The 23,245-nt window shown below is 48.8% G+C and carries 17 protein-coding genes; 14 read left to right on the top strand and 3 right to left on the bottom strand.

Going from position 1 to position 23,245, the window contains the following annotated elements; genetic code table 11:
- Positions 1-44: 44 nt before the first annotated feature.
- On the bottom strand, positions 45-809 hold the full coding sequence (locus tag A7K91_RS05580; RefSeq protein WP_068680536.1) for an ABC transporter ATP-binding protein: 765 nt from the start codon (positions 807-809) through the stop codon (positions 45-47).
- Positions 810-811: 2 nt separating this feature from the next.
- Positions 812-1,915, bottom strand: a complete 1,104-nt coding sequence (locus A7K91_RS05575; protein ID WP_068680535.1) for a FecCD family ABC transporter permease — start codon at positions 1,913-1,915, stop codon at positions 812-814.
- Positions 1,916-2,098: 183 nt separating this feature from the next.
- Between A7K91_RS05575 and A7K91_RS05570 the strand changes: the two genes are divergently transcribed.
- The 3 genes from A7K91_RS05570 (at position 2,099) to A7K91_RS05560 (ending at position 4,710) form a co-directional block, all read left to right on the top strand.
- Positions 2,099-3,181 carry an ABC transporter substrate-binding protein gene (locus tag A7K91_RS05570; RefSeq protein WP_068680534.1) on the top strand — a complete coding sequence of 361 codons (1,083 nt, stop codon included), beginning with the start codon at positions 2,099-2,101 and terminating at the stop codon, positions 3,179-3,181.
- Between the two features lie 10 nt (positions 3,182-3,191).
- A complete protein-coding gene (locus tag A7K91_RS05565) occupies positions 3,192-4,010 on the top strand; it encodes an alpha/beta hydrolase (RefSeq protein ID WP_068680533.1) in 819 nt (272 codons plus the stop codon).
- Between the two features lie 124 nt (positions 4,011-4,134).
- The gene (locus tag A7K91_RS05560) at positions 4,135-4,710 is read left to right on the top strand and encodes a GNAT family N-acetyltransferase (RefSeq protein WP_068680531.1); all 576 of its coding nucleotides are present in this window, start codon (positions 4,135-4,137) and stop codon (positions 4,708-4,710) included.
- Between the two features lie 72 nt (positions 4,711-4,782).
- Here the strand turns inward: A7K91_RS05560 and A7K91_RS25950 are convergent, their stop codons facing one another.
- On the bottom strand, positions 4,783-4,926 hold the full coding sequence (locus A7K91_RS25950; protein ID WP_245697270.1) for a RidA family protein: 144 nt from the start codon (positions 4,924-4,926) through the stop codon (positions 4,783-4,785).
- Between the two features lie 162 nt (positions 4,927-5,088).
- Here A7K91_RS25950 and A7K91_RS05555 point away from each other — a divergent pair, with 162 nt between their 5' ends.
- The 11 genes from A7K91_RS05555 (at position 5,089) to A7K91_RS05505 (ending at position 23,155) form a co-directional block, all read left to right on the top strand.
- The gene (locus tag A7K91_RS05555; protein WP_068680530.1) at positions 5,089-5,460 is read left to right on the top strand and encodes a YybH family protein; all 372 of its coding nucleotides are present in this window, start codon (positions 5,089-5,091) and stop codon (positions 5,458-5,460) included.
- A 56-nt stretch (positions 5,461-5,516) separates the two neighbouring features.
- Entirely contained in the window at positions 5,517-6,098 is a 582-nt protein-coding gene (locus A7K91_RS05550) for a YdcF family protein (protein ID WP_068680529.1), read from the top strand.
- A gap of 166 nt (positions 6,099-6,264) precedes the next feature.
- Positions 6,265-11,937, top strand: coding sequence for a 5'-nucleotidase C-terminal domain-containing protein (locus tag A7K91_RS05545; protein WP_068680524.1), 5,673 nt, complete (start codon positions 6,265-6,267; stop codon positions 11,935-11,937).
- A 330-nt stretch (positions 11,938-12,267) separates the two neighbouring features.
- Positions 12,268-12,564 carry a phasin family protein gene (locus tag A7K91_RS05540; RefSeq protein ID WP_068680522.1) on the top strand — a complete coding sequence of 99 codons (297 nt, stop codon included), beginning with the start codon at positions 12,268-12,270 and terminating at the stop codon, positions 12,562-12,564.
- A 17-nt stretch (positions 12,565-12,581) separates the two neighbouring features.
- Entirely contained in the window at positions 12,582-14,249 is a 1,668-nt protein-coding gene (locus A7K91_RS05535) for an ABC1 kinase family protein (protein WP_342671730.1), read from the top strand.
- Between the two features lie 30 nt (positions 14,250-14,279).
- Positions 14,280-14,960: a helix-turn-helix domain-containing protein gene (locus tag A7K91_RS05530; RefSeq protein ID WP_068680519.1), complete on the top strand. Its 681-nt coding sequence runs from the start codon at positions 14,280-14,282 to the stop codon at positions 14,958-14,960.
- A gap of 219 nt (positions 14,961-15,179) precedes the next feature.
- Positions 15,180-15,458 carry a patatin-like phospholipase family protein gene (locus A7K91_RS05525; RefSeq protein WP_068680517.1) on the top strand — a complete coding sequence of 93 codons (279 nt, stop codon included), beginning with the start codon at positions 15,180-15,182 and terminating at the stop codon, positions 15,456-15,458.
- A gap of 123 nt (positions 15,459-15,581) precedes the next feature.
- On the top strand, positions 15,582-18,014 hold the full coding sequence (locus A7K91_RS05520) for an efflux RND transporter permease subunit (RefSeq protein WP_068680515.1): 2,433 nt from the start codon (positions 15,582-15,584) through the stop codon (positions 18,012-18,014).
- Positions 18,015-18,231: 217 nt separating this feature from the next.
- Positions 18,232-20,058 (top strand): cache domain-containing sensor histidine kinase, encoded by a 1,827-nt coding sequence (locus A7K91_RS05515; protein WP_245697262.1) that lies wholly within the window; start codon positions 18,232-18,234, stop codon positions 20,056-20,058.
- Positions 20,033-21,631, top strand: a complete 1,599-nt coding sequence (locus A7K91_RS05510; RefSeq protein WP_068680513.1) for a response regulator — start codon at positions 20,033-20,035, stop codon at positions 21,629-21,631. Before A7K91_RS05515 ends, A7K91_RS05510 begins: the two co-directional genes overlap by 26 nt.
- 201 nt (positions 21,632-21,832) lie before the next feature.
- Positions 21,833-23,155, top strand: a complete 1,323-nt coding sequence (locus A7K91_RS05505; protein ID WP_245697260.1) for an ABC transporter substrate-binding protein — start codon at positions 21,833-21,835, stop codon at positions 23,153-23,155.
- The last annotated feature ends 90 nt before the right edge of the window (positions 23,156-23,245 follow it).

Raw genomic sequence — 23,245 nt, 5'->3', positions numbered from 1 at the left:
AATCGTCATTGCGGCGACGCCCGGTTGTTGTTGCCTTTTATATTCTACATATGGAAATAAGCAATACCCAAATCCTGCGTAACCGGATTGCGGTATATTTCGCATTCCACCTCGAATACCTCGCGAATAAGCTCCTTGCTTAACACCTCTTCCGGCTTGCCGCTGGCATATACCTGGCCCTTCTTCATGACATACAAATAATCGCAATATTTGGCCGCAAGCGTCAGATCGTGCAGGGCTGCCAGCAGTCCGATATTGAGCTGCTTGACGATCTGCAGAATTTGCAGCTGATATTTGATGTCGAGATGATTGGTCGGTTCGTCCAAAATCATAAACTGCGGCTGCTGCGCCAAGGCGCGGGCCAAAATTACGCGCTGCTTTTCGCCGCCTGATAAGGAGTTGTAGCTGCGTCCGGCATAGCTTTCCAAATTAACCTTGCGCAGCGCCTCCCGCACAATTTCGTGATCCTTGGCATGATCGGCCTCAAGCAAGCCTTTATGCGGGGTTCTTCCCATCATGACCATTTCGGCGGCGGTGAAATCAAAGCTCAGCTCATTGAATTGGCCTACAACGCCAAGCTGCTTCGATACGACCTTAGGAGAAGAACGCAGCACATCAAGCCCGGAAAGAAATACTTCTCCATGCGCCGGCTTTATGATTTTATAAATGCTCTTAAGCAATGTAGATTTGCCGCAGCCGTTTGGCCCGATCAAGCCGACAAACTGTTTATTCGTTACTTTTAAAGCGACATCCTGCACGATGGCGTGATTCCCGATCGAGACGGACAGGTCGTTGACAGTAAGCTCCATTGCTATTTACCCCCGAATGAATAGCCTTTTTTAACAAGCATGTACATAAACAGCGGCGCGCCAATCATCGCCGTAATAATGCCAATGGGCAGTTCTACTGACGGAACGATGGTGCGGGCCAAAACATCCGTCCAGACAAGGAAAATGGCGCCAATGAGTACAGTGATCGGCAATAATCTGCGGTGGTCGGAGCCGACCATCCCCCTCACGATATGAGGAATGATTAAGCCGACAAAACCAATCATTCCGCAGCTTGCAACGATGACGCCGGTGATAAGCGCAGTGGCAAGCAAATAAAATTTTCGGAAGGAGCTTAAGTTGATGCCTAATGTTACGGCTGCTTCGTCGCCCACAAGCATGGTATTCAGGATGCGGGTTTGAATAAGGAAAAACAGGATGGCAAGCACTACAATAATGGAAATCAGCGGCAGCTTGCTCCAGGTAGCCGTTGCCAGGCTGCCCATCGTCCAGAAGGTAACCGTGCGAATGCCCTCGGCATTATTGGCGAAATAGACAATAAAGTTGGAAAACGCCAGGCATAACGCATTGATGACCATGCCGGATAAGACAAGCTTGACGGAGGTCATTTTGCCACCTAGTCCTGCTAATGTCAGAACGAGCAGCGAAGCCCCAAAAGCCCCGATGAAGGCGCCAAACGCCAAGCTGTATTGCGCGAACATGCCAACCGCGCCAAAGCCGACCAGAATAGCAAAGGTTGCGCCAAGCGACGCGCCGGAGGAAATGCCCAGTATGTAGGGATCGGCCAATGGATTCTGGACAGTGGCCTGCATAACCATGCCGCATAGGGATAAACCAGCTCCAACTAACAATGCAAGCAGCACGCGCGGAAAACGAATGCTCCATATGATATCCGTATAAGACCCCGATACAACCCCGCTTGGGTCGCCTATGATAAAACCCGTTATTTTATAGAGCAAAATACGATAGGTTTGTCCAAGCGGAATGTCGACTTGCCCCAATGAAACGGAAACCCCTATCGAAAACAGAGCCAGAATCAGCAAAAGAAAAACGAAGGAGTAGAAGCCCGCTTTGGAATGAATGAGCGCAGCCAGCTTGGAGCCTTGCTGCGAGGATGGAACGTGCATCGGAATATGCCCCTCTATGATTGATTTTGCGAACTATCTTACTGTAAAACATCTGAGAACAATTTTCAATATGTTGATACTGATTCTCATTTACAACCTTGGACAATTGCTGTATACTGAGCAATGACGATTTGAGGCAATGGTTAACAGGACACCGATGAATGAAAAAGGGGATGTTTGTACGTGTCAGGATTGGTTAAAAAGGGTACGTTTCTTTGCTTGATCGCTGCGATTGTGTTTGTGCTCGCGGCTTGCTCCAGTACGAATAATGGCAGCAACGCTGCCGACAAGAACGCACAGAAGCCTGCGGACAATAGCGCTGCGAATGCGCCAACGGATGAGAATAACGGTGATGAGGCTGCTCAAGGCGCAGCTCAGACGACCTACCCTGTGACTGTTTCAAACTATACTATGGCTAACGGCGCTTGGACAGCGAAGGAGCAAACCTTTAGCCAGGCGCCACAAAAAGTAGTTGCTAACACGCAGGGCGCAGCCGAGCTGTTAATCCGTCTAGGCTTGACCGACAAAATAGTTGGGGTTGCCGCGGTGTACGGTCATGTGCCTGAGGATATTGCGGATGAGTTTAGTAAAATTCCCGTTTTGGCCGAAGGCTATGTGGGCAAGGAATTAACAATAGGCGCTTCGCCAGAGCTTGTTGTAGGGCGCGGCGATTTGTTCCAGGATGCCGATTGGGGCGTTGGCACAGTAGACAGCCTGAACGAATTGGGGGTTAAAACGTATGTGCAGGGAACGAGTGTTTCAGGCGCATCGTTAAACAATTTGTATCAGGATATTACCGAGCTGGGCGAAATCTTCAACGTGCAGGCTAATGCCGCTGCTTATATCCAGCAGCTTAAAACACGCGAAGCTGCGCTGGCGGCTCGCGCAAGCGCCGAAACCATCAACTATGCTTCTATTTTTGACAACGGCGACGGCACTGTCGGTATTTACAACGGAAATACGGATACCTTTATTGAAAGCGCAGTGTCATTGATCAATATGCATAATATGCTTATCGATGAAACAGGCACAATCAGTCTGGAGCAGCTTGTGGAGCTAAACCCGGAGGCGCTGGTCATTTCCAAATACGCCGGCGGCATCGATCCGGAGCAAACCATTGCGATGCTGCTGGCTAACGAGCAGGTGCAAAGCATTAACGCTATTAAAAACAAAAAAATCTTTGTCATCGACTTCAACAACTTCTGGGGCTACGGCGATTCCATCTTTACGGGCGTTGAAGCGCTAGCCGACGACCTGGGCCTGTAATAACCGGCCCATGAGAGACAGCTTTAAAAGACCATTCTCCATTGCCGGAACAAAGGAGTGGTCGATATTTGGTGAGAATCAAAGCGAATATCGCATCTACGTCTATATACCGGATACTCCTGCGCCGGAGGCAGGTTATCCGGTGCTTTATTTGCTTGATGGGAATGCTGTTTTTGGTTCGGCGGTCGAGGGCGTCCGAATGGATCACTATACATATGCCAGCTACGAGCCTGCGGTAATTGTTGGTATCGGTTATCCCACTGACAAACCCTTTGATTTCAAAAGACGGTTTTGGGATTATACGATTCACGCAACCAACGACGAATCGCCGGATGGAATGGAGCTGCCCGAGGTAGGGGGCGCCTCTCAATTTCTGCGGTTTATAGAGGACAAGGTAAAGCCGGAGATCGCGCGGACTGTTCCTGTTAACCCCGTTAAACAAGCTATATTCGGCCATTCGCTAGGCGGTTTTTTTGTTCTCCATACCTTGTTTAACCATCCGGAGTGCTTTCAAACCTATATGGCGGGAAGCCCGTCCATATGGTGGAAAAATCGCTATCTGATGAAAAAGGTTGAAGACTTCTGCAACGGACAAATTCAATTGGGCGGGCAAAAGGCATTATATATGGCGGTTGGTTCGGAGGAGCTTCCATACATGGCCGAGGATGCGGAGGCTATGCATAAATGCCTTTCATCCCCGAATTCACCTCTCTTAAAGGTGGACTTCAAGCTTTTTGAAGGGGAAGGACATTTGTCAATTTTACAGCCCATGCTCGCTAAAGCTCTGGACTATTTCTTGCGAAAAAAGGATGATTTGGTTTCCTTATAAATCAAGAAGATGGGAAGCAGCACTGGCTAAGAGAAAAAATGTTTTATACCTGTTCAATACAACCCGTATCCATAAATAAAGGATTATACTGAAAATGTTAGTAACAGGAACGGGGGACAACTAAATGCAGAAAATCGATTTTAGCGACTACTATTGGCAGGATGATGTCATTAGATTGAGAGCCATTTCAGCCGAGGATTGGGAAAGCTGTTATATCGGCGGCTTTGATACGCCAGCGCGTCAATTATTGGAATGTGAAACCGAACTCCCGCCAACCGTGACGGATGCCAAAAGATTTGTGGAGCAAAATACGGATTTTACATCAACAAACGGAAGAATTATGTTTACTATTGAAACCCTTGGCGGAGTAAACGTTGGCGGCGTTAATTTAAACAGCATCGATGAAAGGAACGGCACGTTCAGCATCGGCATTGTATTGGATAAACCTCATCGGGGCAAGGGCTATGGCACTCGAGCCTTGCATATTCTGCTGAGATACGCCTTTTTTGAGCGCAGGCTTCATAAATTCAACAATTTTGTTTTGGAAGGCAATGAAGCATCCGCAACTATGCTGAGAAAAGTAGGGTGTATTCAAGAGGGAGTACGGCGTCAGGTCTACTACCTGAACGGACGACATCATGATACTGTTTTGTTCGGACTGACCAAGGACGAATATGTCGCGTTGTTTCATAAGGAATGATCAGGAGCAATTTCCCGGACCTGATTTCGACGGTCAATCGTCAAGCCGCCGTTTGCGGCTTGACGCGACCCCTCATTTATCCAATACTGCGATCGCTTCGATTTCGATTAAAAGATCAGGACTGACAAGTTCGGACACCCCGATGTGAGAACGAGCCGGTTTATGTCCGTTGAAAAAAGCATTATAGACTTCGTTTACTTCATTTTGCAAATCCATCCGCTTATGAATTATTGGCAACCTTTAACGGAAAGCTAACGTTTAATAGATAAGCCAAGCGTAAAGAGAATAGCAGGTATTACGGTTTTACTCACACGTTTGGCAACGAGAGCAGCTCATAGAGGGCTGCTATTTTTATGAAAAAGGAGAGTGATTGGCGTAATGTTCCCTGAAGCCGTGCTGGAGCAATACATAAAGGCGACTAACACCCATGATTTCAGCGAGGTGGCACGATTGCTGCATCCCGACGCCGTTTATTGGTTTGGCGATAAGGAATGCAGGACGATGGATGAGATTCAAGCGTATTTTGAACAGGCCTGGAGGAGTATTCAGGATGAAAAGTATTCCGCTTCTCAGGTTCAATGGGTCGTAAAAACGGATGGAGCCGCTACTTGCATTTATTACTACCATTATGAGGGGTATTTTCAAGGCAAGTTTGTTCAAGGCGGCGGCAGAGCGACCAATGTATTTCTGAAGGACGAGCAAGGAGATTGGAGGCTGGTGCATGAGCATCTAAGCGGCTTTCCGGGCTAAATACGGAAGCTTTTGGAGTCGTGCTCCAGTTAGTTTGGTTGAAAGGGGGGAAGCAATTGCGTCGTAGGCTGGCGAAGCGTCTGCTGCTGACGGCTGCCGTAATTTTGGCCTGGTTTGCTGTACATACGGCTGTCATCCTGACAGATGGCCTGAGCGATGAGCTTAAGCAGGCGGATGTTGCTGTTGTATTAGGGAATAAGGTGGAAGATAGCGGCGAACCCTCAGAGCGGTTGAAGGCCAGACTGGATAAGGCCGCGGAGCTGTATGACAAGGGATATTTTGACCACATCATCGTAAGTGGAGGTATTGGTCAAGAAGGCTTCGATGAAGCACAGGTTATGAAAAGCTACCTTGTTCAGGCAGGCATACCGGAAGAGAGCATCATAGAGGACAATAAAGGAATAAACTCGGATTGGACCGCACGAAATGCTGCCCGGATTATGGACGAAGCGGGTTGGGAATCCGCGATGGTAATTTCGCAATATTTTCATATATCGAGAACGAAGCTGGCCTTTAAAAGGATGGATATTGGACCCTTATACGGGGCCCATGCCGATTATTACGAGCTTCGGGACGTTTATTCCATTCTGCGGGAGTTTCCGGCTTACTACAAATATGTGTGGAAGAGCATTTTTTGAGACAGCTCCATTAAAGGAAACCATTGGCAGGCCATGTTTACCTGAACTCCATATTTATTTAACGCCTGGATGACAATTGTTAACTACTCTAATATGGTGGCGTGATGTTTTTAGTAATTTCAAGCTTTACAACTCACGAAACGAATAAAGAGAGGAGCAATAACGAATGCAGGGATGGATTTCGAGAATGAAGAGGACAACAAGCATCATGCTGGCGGCTGTTCTTCTGGTTGGAACGGCTTTAAGCGGCATGGGCGTGTCCGTAAAGGCGGCAGAGGCCGGTCATGTAGTTATTTCTCAGGTTTTTGGAGGCGGCGGCAACAGCGGAGCGCCATATAAAAATGATTTTATCGAACTATATAATCCTACTAATCAACCTGTTTCTCTGACAAATTGGAAGGTTCGATATGCCAGCGCATCGGGCTCGTGGAGCAATACATCAAACGTAACGGGACTAAACGGAACAATTGGAGCCAAAGGCTACTATTTGGTTCAGCAAGCCTCGGGAGGCGCAAACGGAGCTGATTTGCCAACACCGGATGCCAGCGGCAATATAGCCATGGGCGGAACAAATGGAAAGGTGGATCTGGTTGACGATTCCGGCGCAGTCATTGATTTGGTCGGGTACGGAACGGCCAATGAAGCGGAAGGCAGTCCAACCGGCGCCTTATCCAATACGACAGCGGCGATACGGAAGGCTGCCGCGGATTCATCGGAAGGCAGCAGAGGCGAGGATTCTGGCAACAATTCGGCGGATTTTGAAGTCAAAACGCCTAATCCGCGCAACAGCTCCTACAGCGAGCTGGCTGTCAGAGCTGTAACAGCTTCGCCGGAGCCCAATGCCTGGCCTGAGGGAACCGAAATAGCGCTGAGCACGGAAACGGCAGGCGCTTCGATTCAGGTGACGGTGGGCGAGTCTACGTATGCTCCGTATACGGGACCCATTACCCTTAATGAGGCAATGACGATTAAGGCGCGTGCAACCGCGCCGGGCATGGCGGATAGTCCTGAATCCGCTTTTGTTTATTCCATTCTGGATAAAAGCGATATCGCCGCAGCCAGAACGAAGGACAAAGGACAAAATATATGGACGGAAGGCGTCGTGACGTTTATCGACGGCTCTGACATCTATATTCAGGATGAAACTGGCGGCATTATGCTCTACAGCTTCCCTGCGTTCGCCAAAGTCGGCGATCGTGTTGAGGTTAGCGGCGTCATGGATATTTTCAACAATTTGCAGGAGATCAAGCCGCAGAATGGACTGACGTACAGAGTTGTCCAGGAAAATGCGGGGGTGCCGGAGCCAAAGCTGCTGACAGCGGCTGATCTGTCGACAGCAAATGGAGAAAACCATGAATCCGAGCTGGTTACGCTGGAGAACGTGACGATCAAGAAGGTTGAAGGCAGCACAGTAACGGCAACGCAAGGCGGATCTGATTTTATTATTTACTCCAATTTGTCCAAGCTCCAAGCAGGTGTCACCTTTGAGGGAATTACAGGTGTAATTAAGCAGTATAGAGACGTTTATCAATTTATTCCCCTGGGTGAGTCAGCATTGGTTGAAAATATGCTGTCGGTTATGGCGAACCCGGGGGCAGGCCGCATTGTCATTGGACAAGAGGTTACGTTGTCCAGCCCAACAGCGGGGGCCGAGATCCATTACACAACGGATAATTCCACCCCGACAACAGCAAGTCCCAAATACGTTTCGCCCATTAAAGTGAATGAAAATGTTGTTATCAAAGCCATCGCAGTCGCAGGCGGCGCAGAGAGCAGCGTTTATACGTTCGCTTATGAAGCGTCCGAGCAGCTTCGCATTCATGATATTCAAGGCGAAGCGCATACTACTTCCTTTGCCGGACAGACCGTCAAGGATGTGCAGGGTATCGTTACGCAATACGGATATACGTTTGCAACGGGCGGCTACAAGGGCTTTTTCATGCAGGACCCTGAGCCGGATCAAAACGTAAATACATCCGAAGGGATTTTTGTGTACAGCACAAACGAAGCTTTGAAGCCGGCTGTTGGCGATTTAGTTGCCGTTACAGGAACGGTATCCGAATATAACGAAGGAAGCGCCACTAATCTGACCTCTACGCAGATTACGATGACATCAAGAGTGATCATAACGGATCATTCATACGAGATGCCAAAGCCCGTTGTTCTGGGCAAAGACGGCCGGGTTATTCCTTCCTCCATTATTGATAATGACAATATGCAGGAGTTTCAGCCGAATGAGGATGCGATCGACTTCTACGAATCGTTGGAGGGCATGCTTGTTACCCTTCCCGCGCCAACTATTCTCAGTCCGTATTGGACAAGCGGAAATGGCAGCTCCATAGTGTACAACATTCCGACACGAGTCGAAAATGACGGCACAGACGCCATTACCCCTGCTGGCGGTCTCGTATTGAAGGAAGAAGGCAATCTGAATCCGCAGCGACTACTGATCGCTTATGGAAATCCGGGTCAGCAGGTTAATACTGGCGACAAGTTTACAGACGACGTCACGGGAGTTATCGGCTACAACAACGGTAACTTCAAGGTGATTCCAGCCAAAGGCGACCTGCCGGCGATTGCGCAAGGCGGGTTCCAGCAGGAAACGACGAGCATTGTGGCAGATCATAATAAATTGCTGATTGCCTCCTACAACATTGAAAACTACTACCCTGGAGTAGGAGCGGACAAAACAAACAAGCTGGCGGAATCCATTGTTTCCAACATGAAGAAGCCGGATATTATCGGGGTAGTCGAGATGCAGGACGGCAACGGCGAGACGGATAATGGCGTTGTTGAAGCCGACCCGTCTGCGTTGATCGCAGCGATTATAGCGAAGGGCGGCCCGCAATATGTATACACTGACATTGCGCCGCAGGATAAAGTGGACGGCGGAGCGCCTGGCGGCAACATTCGGGTGGGCTTCCTGTACAATCCGGCCCGCGTCAAGCTGTCGGATAGCGCTAACGGGAAGGGAAGCGCGACCCAGGCCGTAGGCTACAGCGCGACAGCAGATGAGCTGACTCACAACCCGGGCCGGATTGACCCTGAGAATGCGGCATTCAGGGCATCGCGCAAGCCTTTGGCGGCGCAGTTTGAATTTAACGGGGAAAAGGTTATCGTTATTGCGAATCATTTCAATTCCAAGTCCGGCGACAACGGCCCGTTTGGCGTAACGCAGCCCCCGGTATTGTCTAGCGAGGCTCAACGCCATGAGATCGCTGCTGTTGTCAATGGTTTTGTGAAGGATGTGCTGAGACAAAATCCTGAAGCCAACATTGTGGCATTGGGAGATTTGAATGATTTTCAATTTACGGGAACGGCAACCATTCTTAAAGGCAACGAGCTGGATAATTTGATCGACACGCTGCCTCTGAACGAACGCTACACCTATACCTATGACGGCAATTCGCAGGTGCTTGATCACATTTTGGTCAGCAAAAACCTGACTGCTGGCGCCGAGGTCGATATTGTCCATCTGAATGCTGATTTTTCACCTTCTGCCGGCCGGGTATCGGATCATGATCCTGTTCTTGCGCAGATTGACCTGAGAGAGAACTTCCCGCTTACGATCCTGCACACCAACGACACTCATGCCAACCTGGATACCACCAGCTCGCCCAACAGCATTTTGCGGCGCGTGACGGCAATCAAGGAAGCAAAGGCTGGAGCGGTCAATCCCATTTTGCTGGATGCGGGCGACGTATTCTCCGGTACGCTTTATTTCAACAAATATTTGGGCCAGGCCGATCTGGAATTTATGAATCTGGTCGGTTATGACGCCATGACGTTTGGCAATCACGAGTTTGATAAAAACTCGCAGGTGCTGGATGACTTTATTGGCAACGCCAAATTTCCGTTTGTATCCTCCAACATTGATTTTTCGGATGATACTATTTTGAGCAAACGATTCAAGGACGAGATTGGCAGTCCCGCAGTCGAAAAAAGCGTTTATCCGGCCATTGTATTGAATGTAGATGGCGAGGAGGTTGGCGTCATCGGCTTGACGACGGAGGATACGGCAAACATCGCTTCTCCTGGCGACGTCAAGTTCAACGAAGCCGTCAAAAGCGCAAGAGATGCGGTAGCTATGCTTGAAAAACAGGGCATTAATAAAATTATCGTACTTTCTCACTTGGGCTATGACGCGGATATTGAGCTGGCCAAAGCGGTTTCCGGCATCGACATTATCGTCGGCGGACATAGTCACACGAAGCTGGACGAAGCCGTCGTTGACCGGACGGAGAAGAATAAGCCGAAGCTGATTGTGCAGACGGGCGAAAAAGGCCAGTTCCTGGGCAAATTGAAGGTACTGTTTGATGAAGCGGGAGTATTAGTGGACTGGGACGAGGAGCTTATTTCCGTCGATGCCAAGGTGAATGACAACTATGTTATCGCGGAGGATGCAGAGGCCAAGCAAATTCTCGACAGCAAATATAAGCCGGGTGTTGCGGAGCTTTCGGGCACCGTTATTGGCCAAAGCAATGTTGTGCTGAACGGCGTTCGTGCAGACGTGCGCTCCAAGGAAACCAACCTTGGTAATTTGATCGCGGACGGCATGCTGGAGGCGGCAAAGGCGGCGGGTACAAATGCGGTCATTGCGCTTCAGAACGGCGGAGGCATCAGAGCATCTATCGATGAAGGCCCTATCACGCAAGGCGAAGTGCTGACTGTGCTTCCATTCAACAATGATCTGGTTACAATTACACTAACAGGCCAGGAAATCAAGGAAGCGATGGAAAATGGCGTTTCCACCATTACAACAACAAAAGACGGGCGTTTCCCGCATATTGCCGGCATGCGCTTTGACTATGATTCTACCAAGCCTGTAAATGAGCGCATCGTAAGAATTGAGGTCAAAAATGGCAGCCGTTACGTGCCGCTTGATCTCAATGCGACTTATGAAGTGGCTACAAACGCGTTTACGGCAAAAGGCGGAGATTTCTACTCTTCGTTAGAAAAAGCCTATAACGAAGGACGCGTCAAGCTGCTGTATTTACCGGATTACGAGGTGTTTACAAGCTATATTCAAAAGGCGGGCACAATTACGGCGGCGACATCTGCTGTTGAGGGGCGTATTGTGGATTTAAACGGCAAGCCGCTGCCAACGCCGACGCCAACGTCTACATCGACATCATCGCCAATCAGCACGCCAGCGCCAACATCGACAGTGACGCCATCGCCTGCACCGACGCCAACGTCGTCGAGCAAGCCAACACCAACGACGACACCGGTTTCGACGCCGTCTCCAACAACGACGCCGGTTTCGTTTACCGATGTAGACAATCATTGGGCAGCTGAACCGATTAAAAAGGCTGCATCCGCCGGCATTATTAAAGGGTTCGGGGACGGCAGCTTCCGTCCTGACGCCAAGGCGACAAGAGCGGAATTCATTACCATGATCGGGCGTGCGTTAAACCTGGAGGAGCGCGCGGGCGACACAATGAATTTTGCAGACGCTAATCAAGTTCCTGCATGGGCGAGATCGTTTTTTGCCCAGCTGGTCACGGAAAAAGTGATTACGGGCTATGACGATAACACGCTGCGTCCGTACAATACGCTGACCCGGACGGAGATGACGGTTATTCTGGTCCGTTCACTTGGAATCAGCGTGAATCCGTCAGCCAAACCTGCTTTTGCCGATGCCGGAGATATCCAGCCTTGGGCGCTGCCGTATATTGCGGCCGCAGAGGAAGCGGGAATAATCGAAGGAATGGGCAACAACCGTTTTAGCCCCCATTCCGTTGCCACAAGAGCCCAGGTTGCAGCCTTGCTGCTGTCTGTGCTGGAATATAGGGGGAAAAGCAATAACAGGCAGCAAAGCGAAAGCGGCAAGCCCTAATTGATTGCTTGTGTTGCCATGCTTCCCGGTCCGCCCATGTCAGGCGGGCCGGGTTGTTTTTTTGCAGTCAGAGAAAGAAGAAATAGCACCCCATTTAAGTTGACGGAGCAGGGGCAGAGTGTTAATATAAAATCACAAAAAACCAAAAAAGCGCCAGTAGACGTGTGCAGGGTGTCGAGTGCTGATGGTGGAGCATGCTGGTAGGCGTCTTCATTTTTTTTGTGTTTTTGGGTCTTTTATGTTTTTTGAAGAGGCAGTGATGTTGTGTATCGCGTCCTGTCCTCGTGATCATACTATACAAAAAATGTTAAGCTAAAGGAGAGATTTTTTATGAAAGAAACCATTGAAAAAGCTGTATCATTGGCATTTGGATTGGCTGTCATAGGAAAAGAGCAAGTAGACAAGGTAGTTGGGCAGCTGGTGGAGAAGGGGGAATTAACAAAAGAAGAGTCGAAGGTGTGGATCGACGCAGCAATTGCCAAGGGTAAGGAAATGGAGAGCACGGTTGAAAAGGCCGCACAGCAAAAGCTTCAAGCTATATTGAAGGAACACAATCTGGTGACAAAGGAAGAGCTGGAGGGTCTAATAAAGCGTATTGAGGTCCTTGAGCAAAATCAATCGAAGTGATGTAGGAGTTGAGATTGTTGGCCAACAAATTCCGCCATCTGATTCGCTACAGAACTATTGTTGGCGCGCTGACACGCAATGGCTTTGGTTATGTTGCCGATGGATTGAACAATAAAGGGAAATCGTGGCGCGCCAAAGACGGTGAGATGGATCACCCAAGTGTAGACTTGCTTGGAAAAAGAATACGCCTGATGCTGGAGGAGCTTGGCCCGACCTTTGTGAAGCTGGGACAAATCGCCAGCACCAGGCCGGATTTGTTTCCTGGCGGTGTAATAGAGGAATTAAAGAGGCTTCAGGACCATGTGAAGCCATTCTCCTACTCCGAGGTTGTAAACATTGTTGAAAGCGAGTTGAAGTCGCCTGTTTCGACTTTATTCAAGTCCTTCTCGGAGGAGCCGCTGGCCTCAGCGTCGATTGGTCAGGTCCATCGGGCCGTGCTCAAGAGTGGAGACCAGGTCATCGTAAAAATTCAACGGCCCGACATCCACAAAACGATCGGCGTCGATCTGGAAATTTTGACGGAATGGGCGCGCATTAGCGAAATGAAAATGAGCTGGGCGAAGCATTACCATTTAAGAGATGCCGTCGAGGAGTTAAGCAATGCCCTGCTGGATGAGCTGGATTATATGAAGGAAGCAAGGAATGCGGAGAAGCTGAAGGCGCGCAATACATTGGCCTATATCCACATACCGGATGTGTATTGGGAGTTTACGACCCGAAGAGTGTTGACCATGGAGTTTGTGAAAGGGATTCCCTTTTCCGAGCCCGCTCGGCTCAGGGAGGCGCAGCTGGATACCAAGCAGCTTGCCAACCGATTCGCAACCTCCATCTTTTCGCAAATATTGGAGCTTGGTTTTTTTCATGCGGACCCGCATCCGGGAAATGTTATGGCGCTACCGGACGGAAGGGTTGCCTTTTTGGATTTTGGAATGGTGGGCAGGCTTCCGGAGCATTTGAAAAATCACTTCGCCTCCTTTGTAATTGCTCTTAGAAATCAAAGCACCCGGGGAGTCATCAGGGCGATTTCCCGCATGGGTGTAGTGCCAGATGATATTGATCAGAGCAAGCTCTTTGATGATGTGGACGAGCTGCGCCAAAAGTATTATCAGGTTCCGTTAAATCAAGTGAGCGTAGGGGTAGCTGTTCAGGATTTGTTTCAGGTGGCTTATCGGCACCGAATCCGGATTCCGAATGAAATGACCATGCTGGGTAAAGCGATGCTGACCATGGAAGGGGTCGCAACCTCGCTTGATCCCGAAATCAGTGTCGTTGATGTTGCCGAACCCTTTGGCGCAAAATTATTTTTGAACCGGCTGAATCCGATTCGCATGGGTAAGCAGGTAATGGAGGAAGTGCCTGAGCTGGTTGATGCCGTTCAGGAATTGCCGGGAAGCGTCAAACGATTAATGAAGCTTGTCCGGCAGGGAAAGCTGCGCATCGAGGCGGATTCTCCGCAATTGGGCGAACTGTTAAACAAGCTGGACCGGCTGTTTAACCGCCTTGCGTTCAGCATTGTATTGCTTGCTTTGAGCATTGTAATGCTTGGTCTGATCATTGGAGCGGCCATAAGCGGAACCGTATCTCCGATCATGGGGAAAATACCGGTGATCGAGGTTGGATTTGCGATTGCATTTTTAATGTTTCTTTGGCTTATTTATGCCATTTTTCGCTCTGGACGATTTTAGCCGTAAGGAGCCCGGAAGGAGAAGATGAAGATGGCCATGTCCAAAAGAAGGCTGCAATTTCTGAATCAATTGGTAGGCATGTATAAAAAGCAGCATGTACCGGTTCATTATGAAGCATTGGCGAAAGAAGTTGGCGTCAGCAAGTGGACCGCTTATGATATGTTGAAGGAAATAGAAAAATCGGGTTATGTTACACGAAGCTATGAAGTAAATCCCAATGAAACCGGGCGCTCCCAGGTTGTATTTGCCCCAACGGAGAAAGCCGCCGAATTGCTGGAGCAGCCACGCTCCAATGATGGCGATCCCGAGAAATGGGAAGAAAGCCTGCAATCTCTGCGCGATTTGCTTCATAACAAATGGAAGCATACGAATGTGCAGGATTTGATAAAAACATTAATGGATGAGATGCCTCAGAAGCGATCTAATCTGGAGTTTTGCGGAAGTATTTTGGGCATTCTTATTATCTATTTAAAAAAGATTGGAGGCAAAGCGGAGGAAATCATCAAGCGCCTCATTAAGAAAACGGCAGTGCCTGGTACAAGCCTGCTGATGTTTGTTGGCACGGTTTTGGGCACCGTTATTCAAACGATGTCAGACGAGATAAGCGGTGAAATCGCGGAGCTCGCCAGTTCTTATGTAAAATTGATTGGCGATTTATCCCAAAACGAGCAACAGCTATTGTCTGATTTTGTCCATGAAGCACTCGCTTAAAGGCGAGTCTCATCTTTTTAGTTTTTGGGTCTTTTGTGAAACCGGAGGCGTGAAGCATTGAAAAATAATAGGTCTTGTTTTGGGCGGCGGTGCAGTTCGAGGGCCTACGGTTGACGTTGATTTAATGGAGGGAAAGCAAGTATTAATGGAGCGTGGAGATCTCGGAACAGCGCTTAGGGCTACCTCTGTATTTCCTGGCGTTATTGCCCCGTTGCCGAAATGCGCAACGAAGATGCGGATTTCATTATTGCTGTTGATGTGGCTGGACAGCATGAAAAAAAACAGCCCCGCAATGTAGTTGAAGCGGTCTATCGCTCGTATAGCTTGATGAATGCAGAGCGTAAGCATAGCAGCCTGCACCTGGCTGATCTCGTTATTCGTCCAGAGGTGGGACAGTATGCGGCGTTTGATTTTAGCAAAGTAACGGAATGTATTGCCGCAGGCGAGGAAGCAGCTGATTACCTTATCCCAGAAATTAAAGCATTCTTAACACATTAGCGAGTGTAAATATCGTTAAGGAGGTGAGGCAGAAGAAAGAAGGTAACGTGCTTAGTTTTTGGGTCTTTTGTGTATTGTGATGAAACAGACTAAACAGATGGAGTGGATGATACGTTGAGTAAAATGTCAGAGACATTAGGGAAATGGATGACTCAATATGCGATCTGGTTTGTAGTAGGCGTAATGGTTTTGACTGGCGTAATGGGATACGGTCTGAGTCAAATAGAGATTCGTACCAGTGTGAATATGCTGTTGTCGGATGAGCACCCGGTAGCGATTAACCATGCCAGATTTCAAGAGAAATTTGGCGGCGAAAGTCTGGTTTTGCTTGTTCGAGGGAAGCAGGCTGAATTATTCAAGCAGGAATCTTTGGCTGTATTGTCCGGGTTGCAGAATGACTTAACTAAGGTAAATAACGTATATTCAGTAAGCAGTCCAATCTCCATGGCGGAGGTAGTTGCCCGGCAAGCGCAAGATCAAGCTGATCAAATGGAGCAGCAAATAGCGGAAGCCATGGAGACAGCAGTCGCAAAAGCGGCTGAGCAGGTTACGGACGCCGGCGGAGATGAAGCGGCATTGACAGCCGCGGTCGAGGAAGCAAAAGCAAGGGTGCTTCAGAGCATCCAGGAGCAATACGGTGAACAGCTTTCAAAAATGGAGGGGATCGGGGAGTTTACTGCAGCTAATGAAAAGTTTGTTCGATTTGCGCTGCTGGATGAAAATAATACGCCTCAACCTGCCTTTGCTGCATTGCTTCCCAAAAATGGAGACAATATGTTATTTCAAATTCAGTTGAACAGTGATTTAACGATGCAGGAAATGGCTGCTGTCACCGATAAAGTCGAACAGGTTATTAATAATCATGCCATACCGGGGACCAGGATGATTTTTTCGGGAATTCCGGCTATTTCCAAAACGTTGGAGGATTATATTCAAAGCGATATTCTGACTATGCTGCTAACCGTCATTCTCTTAATGATTGTTGTGCTGGCGCTAGTGTTCCCTGTTCGTTCACGTCTGATCTCCTTGCCTATTATTTTAGTCGGCATGATCTGGACATTTGGTTTGATGGGATATATAAATATGCCTTTAAGCATTGCGACAATGGCGTTATTGCCCATCTTAATTGGTTTGGGGACCGATTTTGCCTTGCAATTTCATAACCGCTATGAAGAGGAAATCGTCAAAAGCAAAAATGTGCTGAAGGCAGTAACCAGCACGATCAGCCATATGGGGCCGGCAGTGGGAACGGCCGTTTTGATTATGGCGGTTGGATTTTTGACGCTGCTGCTGTCGGCAATGCCAATGGTTAAAGATTTTGGTCTTATGCTGGCTATTGGCGTTGTTATTATGTATATCATCGGGCTTGTGCTGCTGCTACCTGTTCTGGCATTGAGAGATCGTAAGGAGCTGCGCTCCAAAGAAAGAAATGCGTCAGGATTGATTGAGCGGGGGTTATCGGTACTGGCCAAGGCGGTTATTTGCAAGCCGGTTTGGTTTCTTATCCCGCCAGTGCTTATTGCGGCAATTGGATTTGGCCTTGATAACAAGCTGAACGTTGAGAGCAATATTGAAAAGTTAATACCTCAGAATGCGCCGGCCTCGCTGGCCATGAATGAAATACGCGATGTCGTAGGCAGCACATTGACAATAGATTGGATGATAGAAGGAGAGGATGTCAGGGAGCCTGAGGTTTTGCGATGGATCAGTCAATTTCAAAGCGACAGCGTACATAAATACGCCGAGATTGAAGAAGCCTCCAGTATTGTAAATGTATTGACCTCCCTTCAAAGCGATATTCTGGATTCCGGCCCAGAGCAAATTCATTCTACTCTGGATCAGGCGCCGGAGGAAATGGTATCACGGTTTCTCTCCTCGGATTATCATATGGCCCGTGTGACGTTTACATTGGCTAATATGGATACTCAGGCACAAGAGGAGCTGCTTGCCAAGCTGGAACTGGAGATGAACCCCCCCAGCGGAATAAAAGCTCACCCGGTAGGCGTACAAGTTCTCCAGGTTAAAAGCTTGAACGGTCTTACAGATAGCAGGCACACATCCTTGCTTAGCGGGCTTCTTGCCATATTGGTCGGACTATTTATTGTATACCGCAATATTAAACGCGCCTTCTTTCCGATATTGCCGATTATTTTGGTTAACGGGTGGTCAGTTGCATTCCTTTATATTCTTGGCATTGACATTAATCCGCTAACGGCGGTTTTAGGTGCGCTTGTTTTGGGTATCGGGACGGAATTTACCATTTTGCTGATGGAGCGTTATCTGGAGGAAAAGGCAAATGGCCTAGAAGCGGATCAGGCTATCCTGAAAGCCATGACCAAGGTCGGCCGGGCTATTACTGCATCCGGTTTGACGGTTATCGGCGGATTCAGCGCGCTCATGTTTACCAATTTTGAGGTTGTGCGCGTTTTTGGCATATCCACGGTGCTGGACACTTTATTGTGTCTCATTAGTACGCTTACGGTATTGCCGGCCATTATTGTTTTGTTGGACAAAGAGAGACTCGTTTCAATCAAAAGCAAGGCGGCTGCAAAATAAGTCAAGCCCGGCGCATCAGCCGGATAAGCGCAATAAAGAACTGGCGGCAGGGAACTATGGGCCAAGGGATTGCCTTGGCCCGGTTTTCCATCCCCGAGTGAACAATTTTGACTTTGTATGGTCCTTTTTTTTACTTGTTTAACGGTAAGCTAGCCAAGTTTGGGCGATTGGGACTATCATAGAGACAAGGTTTAACTTTGGCCATGGAGGTCCTCTCTTGTATCCAAAATTCCAGTTTATAAGCATCAAGAACAAAATGGCGCTACTGTTTATTCTTTCCATTCTCATCCCGATCATCATTATGTTTATCAATTCTTATATCTCCTCCCAACAAATGCTCCAAAGCAAATATACCGATTTGTTATCCGATATTACCAAGCAATCCAATATCCGCATCGAGGAATTTCTGGATGATATCAAACAAATTTCACTCATATCCAGCTATGGCATCAACAGCTATGTTTCCGCCGTATCGCAGGAAAATTATCCGGTGCAAAACTATTTGGGCAACGCCTCGCAGAGCAATGGAAATCAGGCGACGCAGCTGCTGATGAACTACATCACGATGAAGGAGAGAGCTTTTTCCGTCTATATTTACAACCTCAATGGAGGCCGGGACCTGCTCGTCAGCACAAACAAGCCGGTGGATTATACGTACCATCCGCGTAACGAGGAGTGGTTCCGCGATTTTTTGGACTCCAGCGATATTATTCGAGATTTGCCCACCCGCATCGATCTTCAGACGAAGCAGGATGACAATTGGGCGATTTATCATCTTCGCAAAATATTCGATCTGGAGGACGGCAAGCTGCTTGGCGTTATGGTCGTAAGCATCGACATCGACTTTATTAACAAGGTGAACAAACGTCTGCAGAAGAGCAACAGGTCTGCCTTTACTATTGTGGATGAAAATGACAGAGTTATTTTCAACAGTAACTATGCCAGCATTGACCGTCCATTTAACGAGATTTTTCCGCTGAAGGACCAAATCAACAAGGAGCAGGCGAGAGAGGTTGTGAGATCGGGCGGCAAAAGCTATATCCTTATTCATTCCGCCTTCGAGCAGCATGACTGGACCACCTATCTGTATATGCCGGTAGAGGAGCTTGCCGTTGAAGGAAATATGCTGATGCGGAATTTGTGGACGCTTGTTATCGCTCTGGTGCTGTTTGCGGTTATTAGCTCCATCTATTTGTCCAATGTAATTACGAGGCCGATCAAGCAGCTTATGAAAAATATGACTCTTGTTGAGCAAGGCAAGTTCGACAATTTGCCCTCCGTTCGCTCCAATGATGAAATCGGGCTTCTTGCCAAACGCTTCGAGCATATGTCGTCCGAGCTGAAGCAGCTTGTTGAACGTATCTATCAGGAGCAGGAGGAAAAGGCGGAGGCGGAAATCCGGGCGCTTCAGGCGCAGATCAATCCCCATTTTCTGTACAACACGCTGAATTCGGTGAAATGGATCGCTTCTATGCAAAGAGCGGATAAAATTGTGGAAATGACGGAGGCGTTAATCTCCATTTTGCGCTATTCCTCCAAGGTCGAAAACCGAATAGTGAAGATCAGCGAGGAGATGGACAATATCGTCCACTATTTGACCATACAGAAGGTCAGATATTTTAATCGCATATCGGTGGACTATCAATTGGACGAGGGGCTGCTGCATTATGAAATTTTAAAGCTTAGCATTCAGCCCCTTGTCGAAAATGCCATTTTCCACGGCATAGCGGATCAGGAGGACGGCTTGCTGACGATAACGGTGGCGCCCCATGGCGAGCATGACCTCATTATTGCTGTTAGCGACAATGGTATAGGGATGGACGAGGACACCGCTCTGGCGCTGCGGCAGGCATTGAAGGAGCCGGCAAGCCCCTCCGGCAGCATTGGCGTTTATAATGTGCACAGCCGCATTAGACGAGTATTTGGCGAAGCCTATGGCATTACGTTTGACAGCGTGAAGGGGAAGGGAACGACATTTACCATCACGATTCCCAGAACCGGAAAGGGGGCGATGAGGCATGAAAAAGGTGCTGATCGTAGATGATGAGCTGCTGATGCGAATTGGCTTAAAATCCATGATTCATTGGGAGGAGCAGGGCTTTCGAATTATCGGGGAAGCGGCCAATGGCAAGGAGGCGCTTGAGCTTGTGGAGCTCCACAGGCCGGAGCTGATTATAACGGATATCAAAATGCCGGTTATGGACGGGCTGGAGCTAATAAGGGAAAACTCCCGCAGGTTTGAGGGCTGCCAATATATTATCCTTAGCTGTCTGGATGAATTCCAATATGCTCAGGAGGCGGTCCGGCTGGGAGCTGCGGACTATTTGATCAAAAGCGACATCAAGCCGCAGCAGCTGATCGACGCGCTTGGCAAAATCCAGAAGCGGCTTGCTCAAAATTCAATGCAGGGGGAAGCGGAGGCGCTTAAGGGACATGTCAAGGAAGGCATCGGCTTTTTGAAGGAAACCTTGTTCAAGGAGCTGGTTAGCGGCTTTCGGGACGAAGCGGAAATCATTCAAAAAAGCGGGCCTTTGGGCATAGCTCTCCAACAGGGTCCAATGCTTCTGGCAAAGCTGAGGGTGGACCGCTTCGATCAGCTGCGCCGAAAATACGTGGAGCAGGACGAGAAGCTGCTGCGTTATTCCATTGTTAATATGATGGAGGAGCTTGTCTCCCGCAAGAGAAGAAGAGAAATCATCGTGGAAAATTCCGCTGAATATTGGCTGATTCTGAACATGGAGAACGATTTCCTTGATCAGGAGGACATGCAGCTTTGCAATCGGCTATTTGCCAAAATTCAGGCTTCGTTAAAGGATTTTCTTAACATTACGGCGGCAATAGGCGTCAGCTCGGTTGTTCCCGGCTTCGGCGGCTTGAAGCGGGCGCATCGGGAGGCCGATATTGCAGCGAGGGAGCTCTTTTTTGATTCCTCTACGCGAATCGCTTATTACGATCAAATCACTCAAAAGTCCCGGCGTCTGGACACCTATTCCATTTCGCAGGACGAGGAGCGGAGGTTCCGCCTGGAGGTGGAGAGCAGCGTGGAGGGAGCTGTTCGCTACATGGATGCCGTGCGGCTGGAGCTGCAGGAGAAGGGCTATAGCGAGCATGCCGCGCGCAAGGCGTATATTTCTCTCCTGTCCGTTATCTCCTCCTGCTATCCCAGCCTTCCGGAGCTTGGGGGCGGTGAGGCGAGCGTCTATGAGCTTTTGCTTCAGGAGGAAACGCTGGACGGCATGCACAGGCTTGCTCTTCGCTATTTGGAGGAGTGTCAGCGGCATAACCGGAACGGTGGCGCCGATCGTCCGCAAAGCTATGCGGAGCAAGCGCGCAAAATTATTATGACGAGCTACGCCGAGGATATTTCGCTGCAAACCGTTGCGGACGCCATTAACGTTAACGCCTCATATTTAAGCCGGGTATTCAAGCAGGAAACGGGAGAAAACTTTATTAGCCTGTTGACCCGGATCAGAATCGAGAGAGCCCAATCGCTGCTGAAGGATAAGCATATGCGGGTATATGAGGTGGCGAATCGGGTGGGCTATCAGAACACAACCTACTTCAGCAAGCTGTTCAAAAAAATGACCGGCTCAAGCCCGGAGGAATACCGGGGATAACCTCGCGGGGCTGTGATGTAAAGATAAAACACCAAACGACAAAGAAAGTGCATAGAAAGCTATGCGCTTTTTTTGTTGCCCGGCAAAAAGTAAAGAAAAGAAAAGGGATGGTAAATATCCTTGATTTTGCTTCCGGCGATAATTCACTAAGATGAAAGCGTAACGAACCAACACACTATCAACCATTTAGGGGGCCTTTTGGTGAAAAAACAATTAACTGCAGCATTAACGCTGGGGCTTATCGCCTCCTCGCTTGCGGCATGCAGCGGAGGCGGCAATGCCACTCCATCCGCGAGTCCAGCTGATTCGACGCCCGCAACACAAACGGAAGCTACGGCTACTCCCGGCAATGATTCGGGAAGCGGAGAGAAGGTTACGCTGACGTATGCTATCTGGGATTCCAATCAGGAAAAGGGCTTGCGTACGATCGCGGACGAGTTTGAAGCGGCCAATTCGGACATCAAAATCAATATCGAGGTGACGGGCTGGAGCGAATATTGGACCATGCTTGAAGCAGGGGCGACAGGCGGCTCACTGCCGGATGTGTTCTGGATGCACTCCAATGAAATTTACCGCTACGCCTCTAACGGCATGCTGCTTGATCTTAATGACAAGATCGCAGCCAGCCAAGCCGTCAAGCTGGAGAATTTCCCGGAAGGCTTGAACCAAATCTACAACTTCGAGGGCAAGCAATACGCCGTTCCGAAGGACTTTGATACGATCGGCTTGTGGTACAACAAAACGATGTTTGATGACGCAGGGCTGAAGTATCCGGACGAATCGTGGACATGGGATGATCTCCACAGCGCGGCAAAGGCGCTGACAAAGGACGATGTTTACGGCGTTCTCGCTCCAATGCACAATCAGGAGGGTTATTACAACTTTGTTTACCAGAACGGCGGCACAATCATTACGGACGACAAGCGTTCAGGCTATGACGATCCTAAAACGATTGAAGCGCTCGAATTTTACATCAACCTGGTCAAGGAAGGACTTTCCCCAGCTGTATTTGATGATGCAGGACGCGGCGAGCTGATTAAAAACGGCAAGGTAGCAATGGGCTTCTTCGGCTCCTGGAACTTGTCCGGCTTTACTGAAAACGAATATATGGCGAAAAACTTCGATGTTGCCGTATTGCCGAAAAAAGAGAAGCAGGCTTCGATCTACAACGGTCTGGGCCATGCTATCGCCCATAATACGAAATATCCTGAGCAGGCGTGGAAATTTGTTGAATACCTCAGCTCCAAGGAAGGCCAGGAGCGTCAGGCGGAGCTTGGGGTCGCAATTTCGGCCTACAAGGGCGCAGCCGATCTTTGGTTGAATTCCAACAAAACGTTTAATATCAAAGCTTTTGTCGATATGGTTGACTATGGCGTAATCCGCCCTTACTCCAACACAACGGCGACATGGGAAGATAAAGCTTATGAAGCCCTTGCGCCAGCGTTTACGGGTAAAGCTACCGTTGAAGAAGCAGCCAAAAACGCAGCCAAGGTTATGAATGAAAGCCTGGCCCAAGAGAAATAAGGAAACGTCCCGTTACAAGCAGAAACACCTCATGGGGTTGTCCTAAAAGTCACGTGAAACGAATAACTATTCAGCAGAGAGGACCGGAGG

It is taken from the genome of Paenibacillus oryzae, assembly GCF_001675045.1.
GTDB classification, from domain to species: domain Bacteria; phylum Bacillota; class Bacilli; order Paenibacillales; family Paenibacillaceae; genus Pristimantibacillus; species Pristimantibacillus oryzae.
This window is presented reverse-complemented; position numbering and strand designations above follow the sequence as displayed.

Excerpts from the sequence above, each read along its gene's own strand:
- A7K91_RS05525 (WP_068680517.1), top strand. The coding sequence starts at position 15,180 with ATGCGCAACGAAGATGCGGATTTCATTATTGCTGTTGATGTGGCTGGA.
- A7K91_RS05520 (WP_068680515.1), top strand. The coding sequence starts at position 15,582 with ATGTCAGAGACATTAGGGAAATGGATGACTCAATATGCGATCTGGTTT.
- A7K91_RS05510 (WP_068680513.1), top strand. The coding sequence starts at position 20,033 with ATGAAAAAGGTGCTGATCGTAGATGATGAGCTGCTGATGCGAATTGGC.
- A7K91_RS05540 (WP_068680522.1), top strand. The coding sequence starts at position 12,268 with ATGAAAGAAACCATTGAAAAAGCTGTATCATTGGCATTTGGATTGGCT.
- A7K91_RS05530 (WP_068680519.1), top strand. The coding sequence starts at position 14,280 with ATGGCCATGTCCAAAAGAAGGCTGCAATTTCTGAATCAATTGGTAGGC.
- A7K91_RS05565 (WP_068680533.1), top strand. The coding sequence starts at position 3,192 with ATGAGAGACAGCTTTAAAAGACCATTCTCCATTGCCGGAACAAAGGAG.
- A7K91_RS05545 (WP_068680524.1), top strand. The coding sequence starts at position 6,265 with ATGCAGGGATGGATTTCGAGAATGAAGAGGACAACAAGCATCATGCTG.
- A7K91_RS05555 (WP_068680530.1), top strand. The coding sequence starts at position 5,089 with ATGTTCCCTGAAGCCGTGCTGGAGCAATACATAAAGGCGACTAACACC.
- A7K91_RS05560 (WP_068680531.1), top strand. The coding sequence starts at position 4,135 with ATGCAGAAAATCGATTTTAGCGACTACTATTGGCAGGATGATGTCATT.
- A7K91_RS25950 (WP_245697270.1), bottom strand. The coding sequence starts at position 4,926 with ATGGATTTGCAAAATGAAGTAAACGAAGTCTATAATGCTTTTTTCAAC.
- A7K91_RS05575 (WP_068680535.1), bottom strand. The coding sequence starts at position 1,915 with ATGCACGTTCCATCCTCGCAGCAAGGCTCCAAGCTGGCTGCGCTCATT.
- A7K91_RS05580 (WP_068680536.1), bottom strand. The coding sequence starts at position 809 with ATGGAGCTTACTGTCAACGACCTGTCCGTCTCGATCGGGAATCACGCC.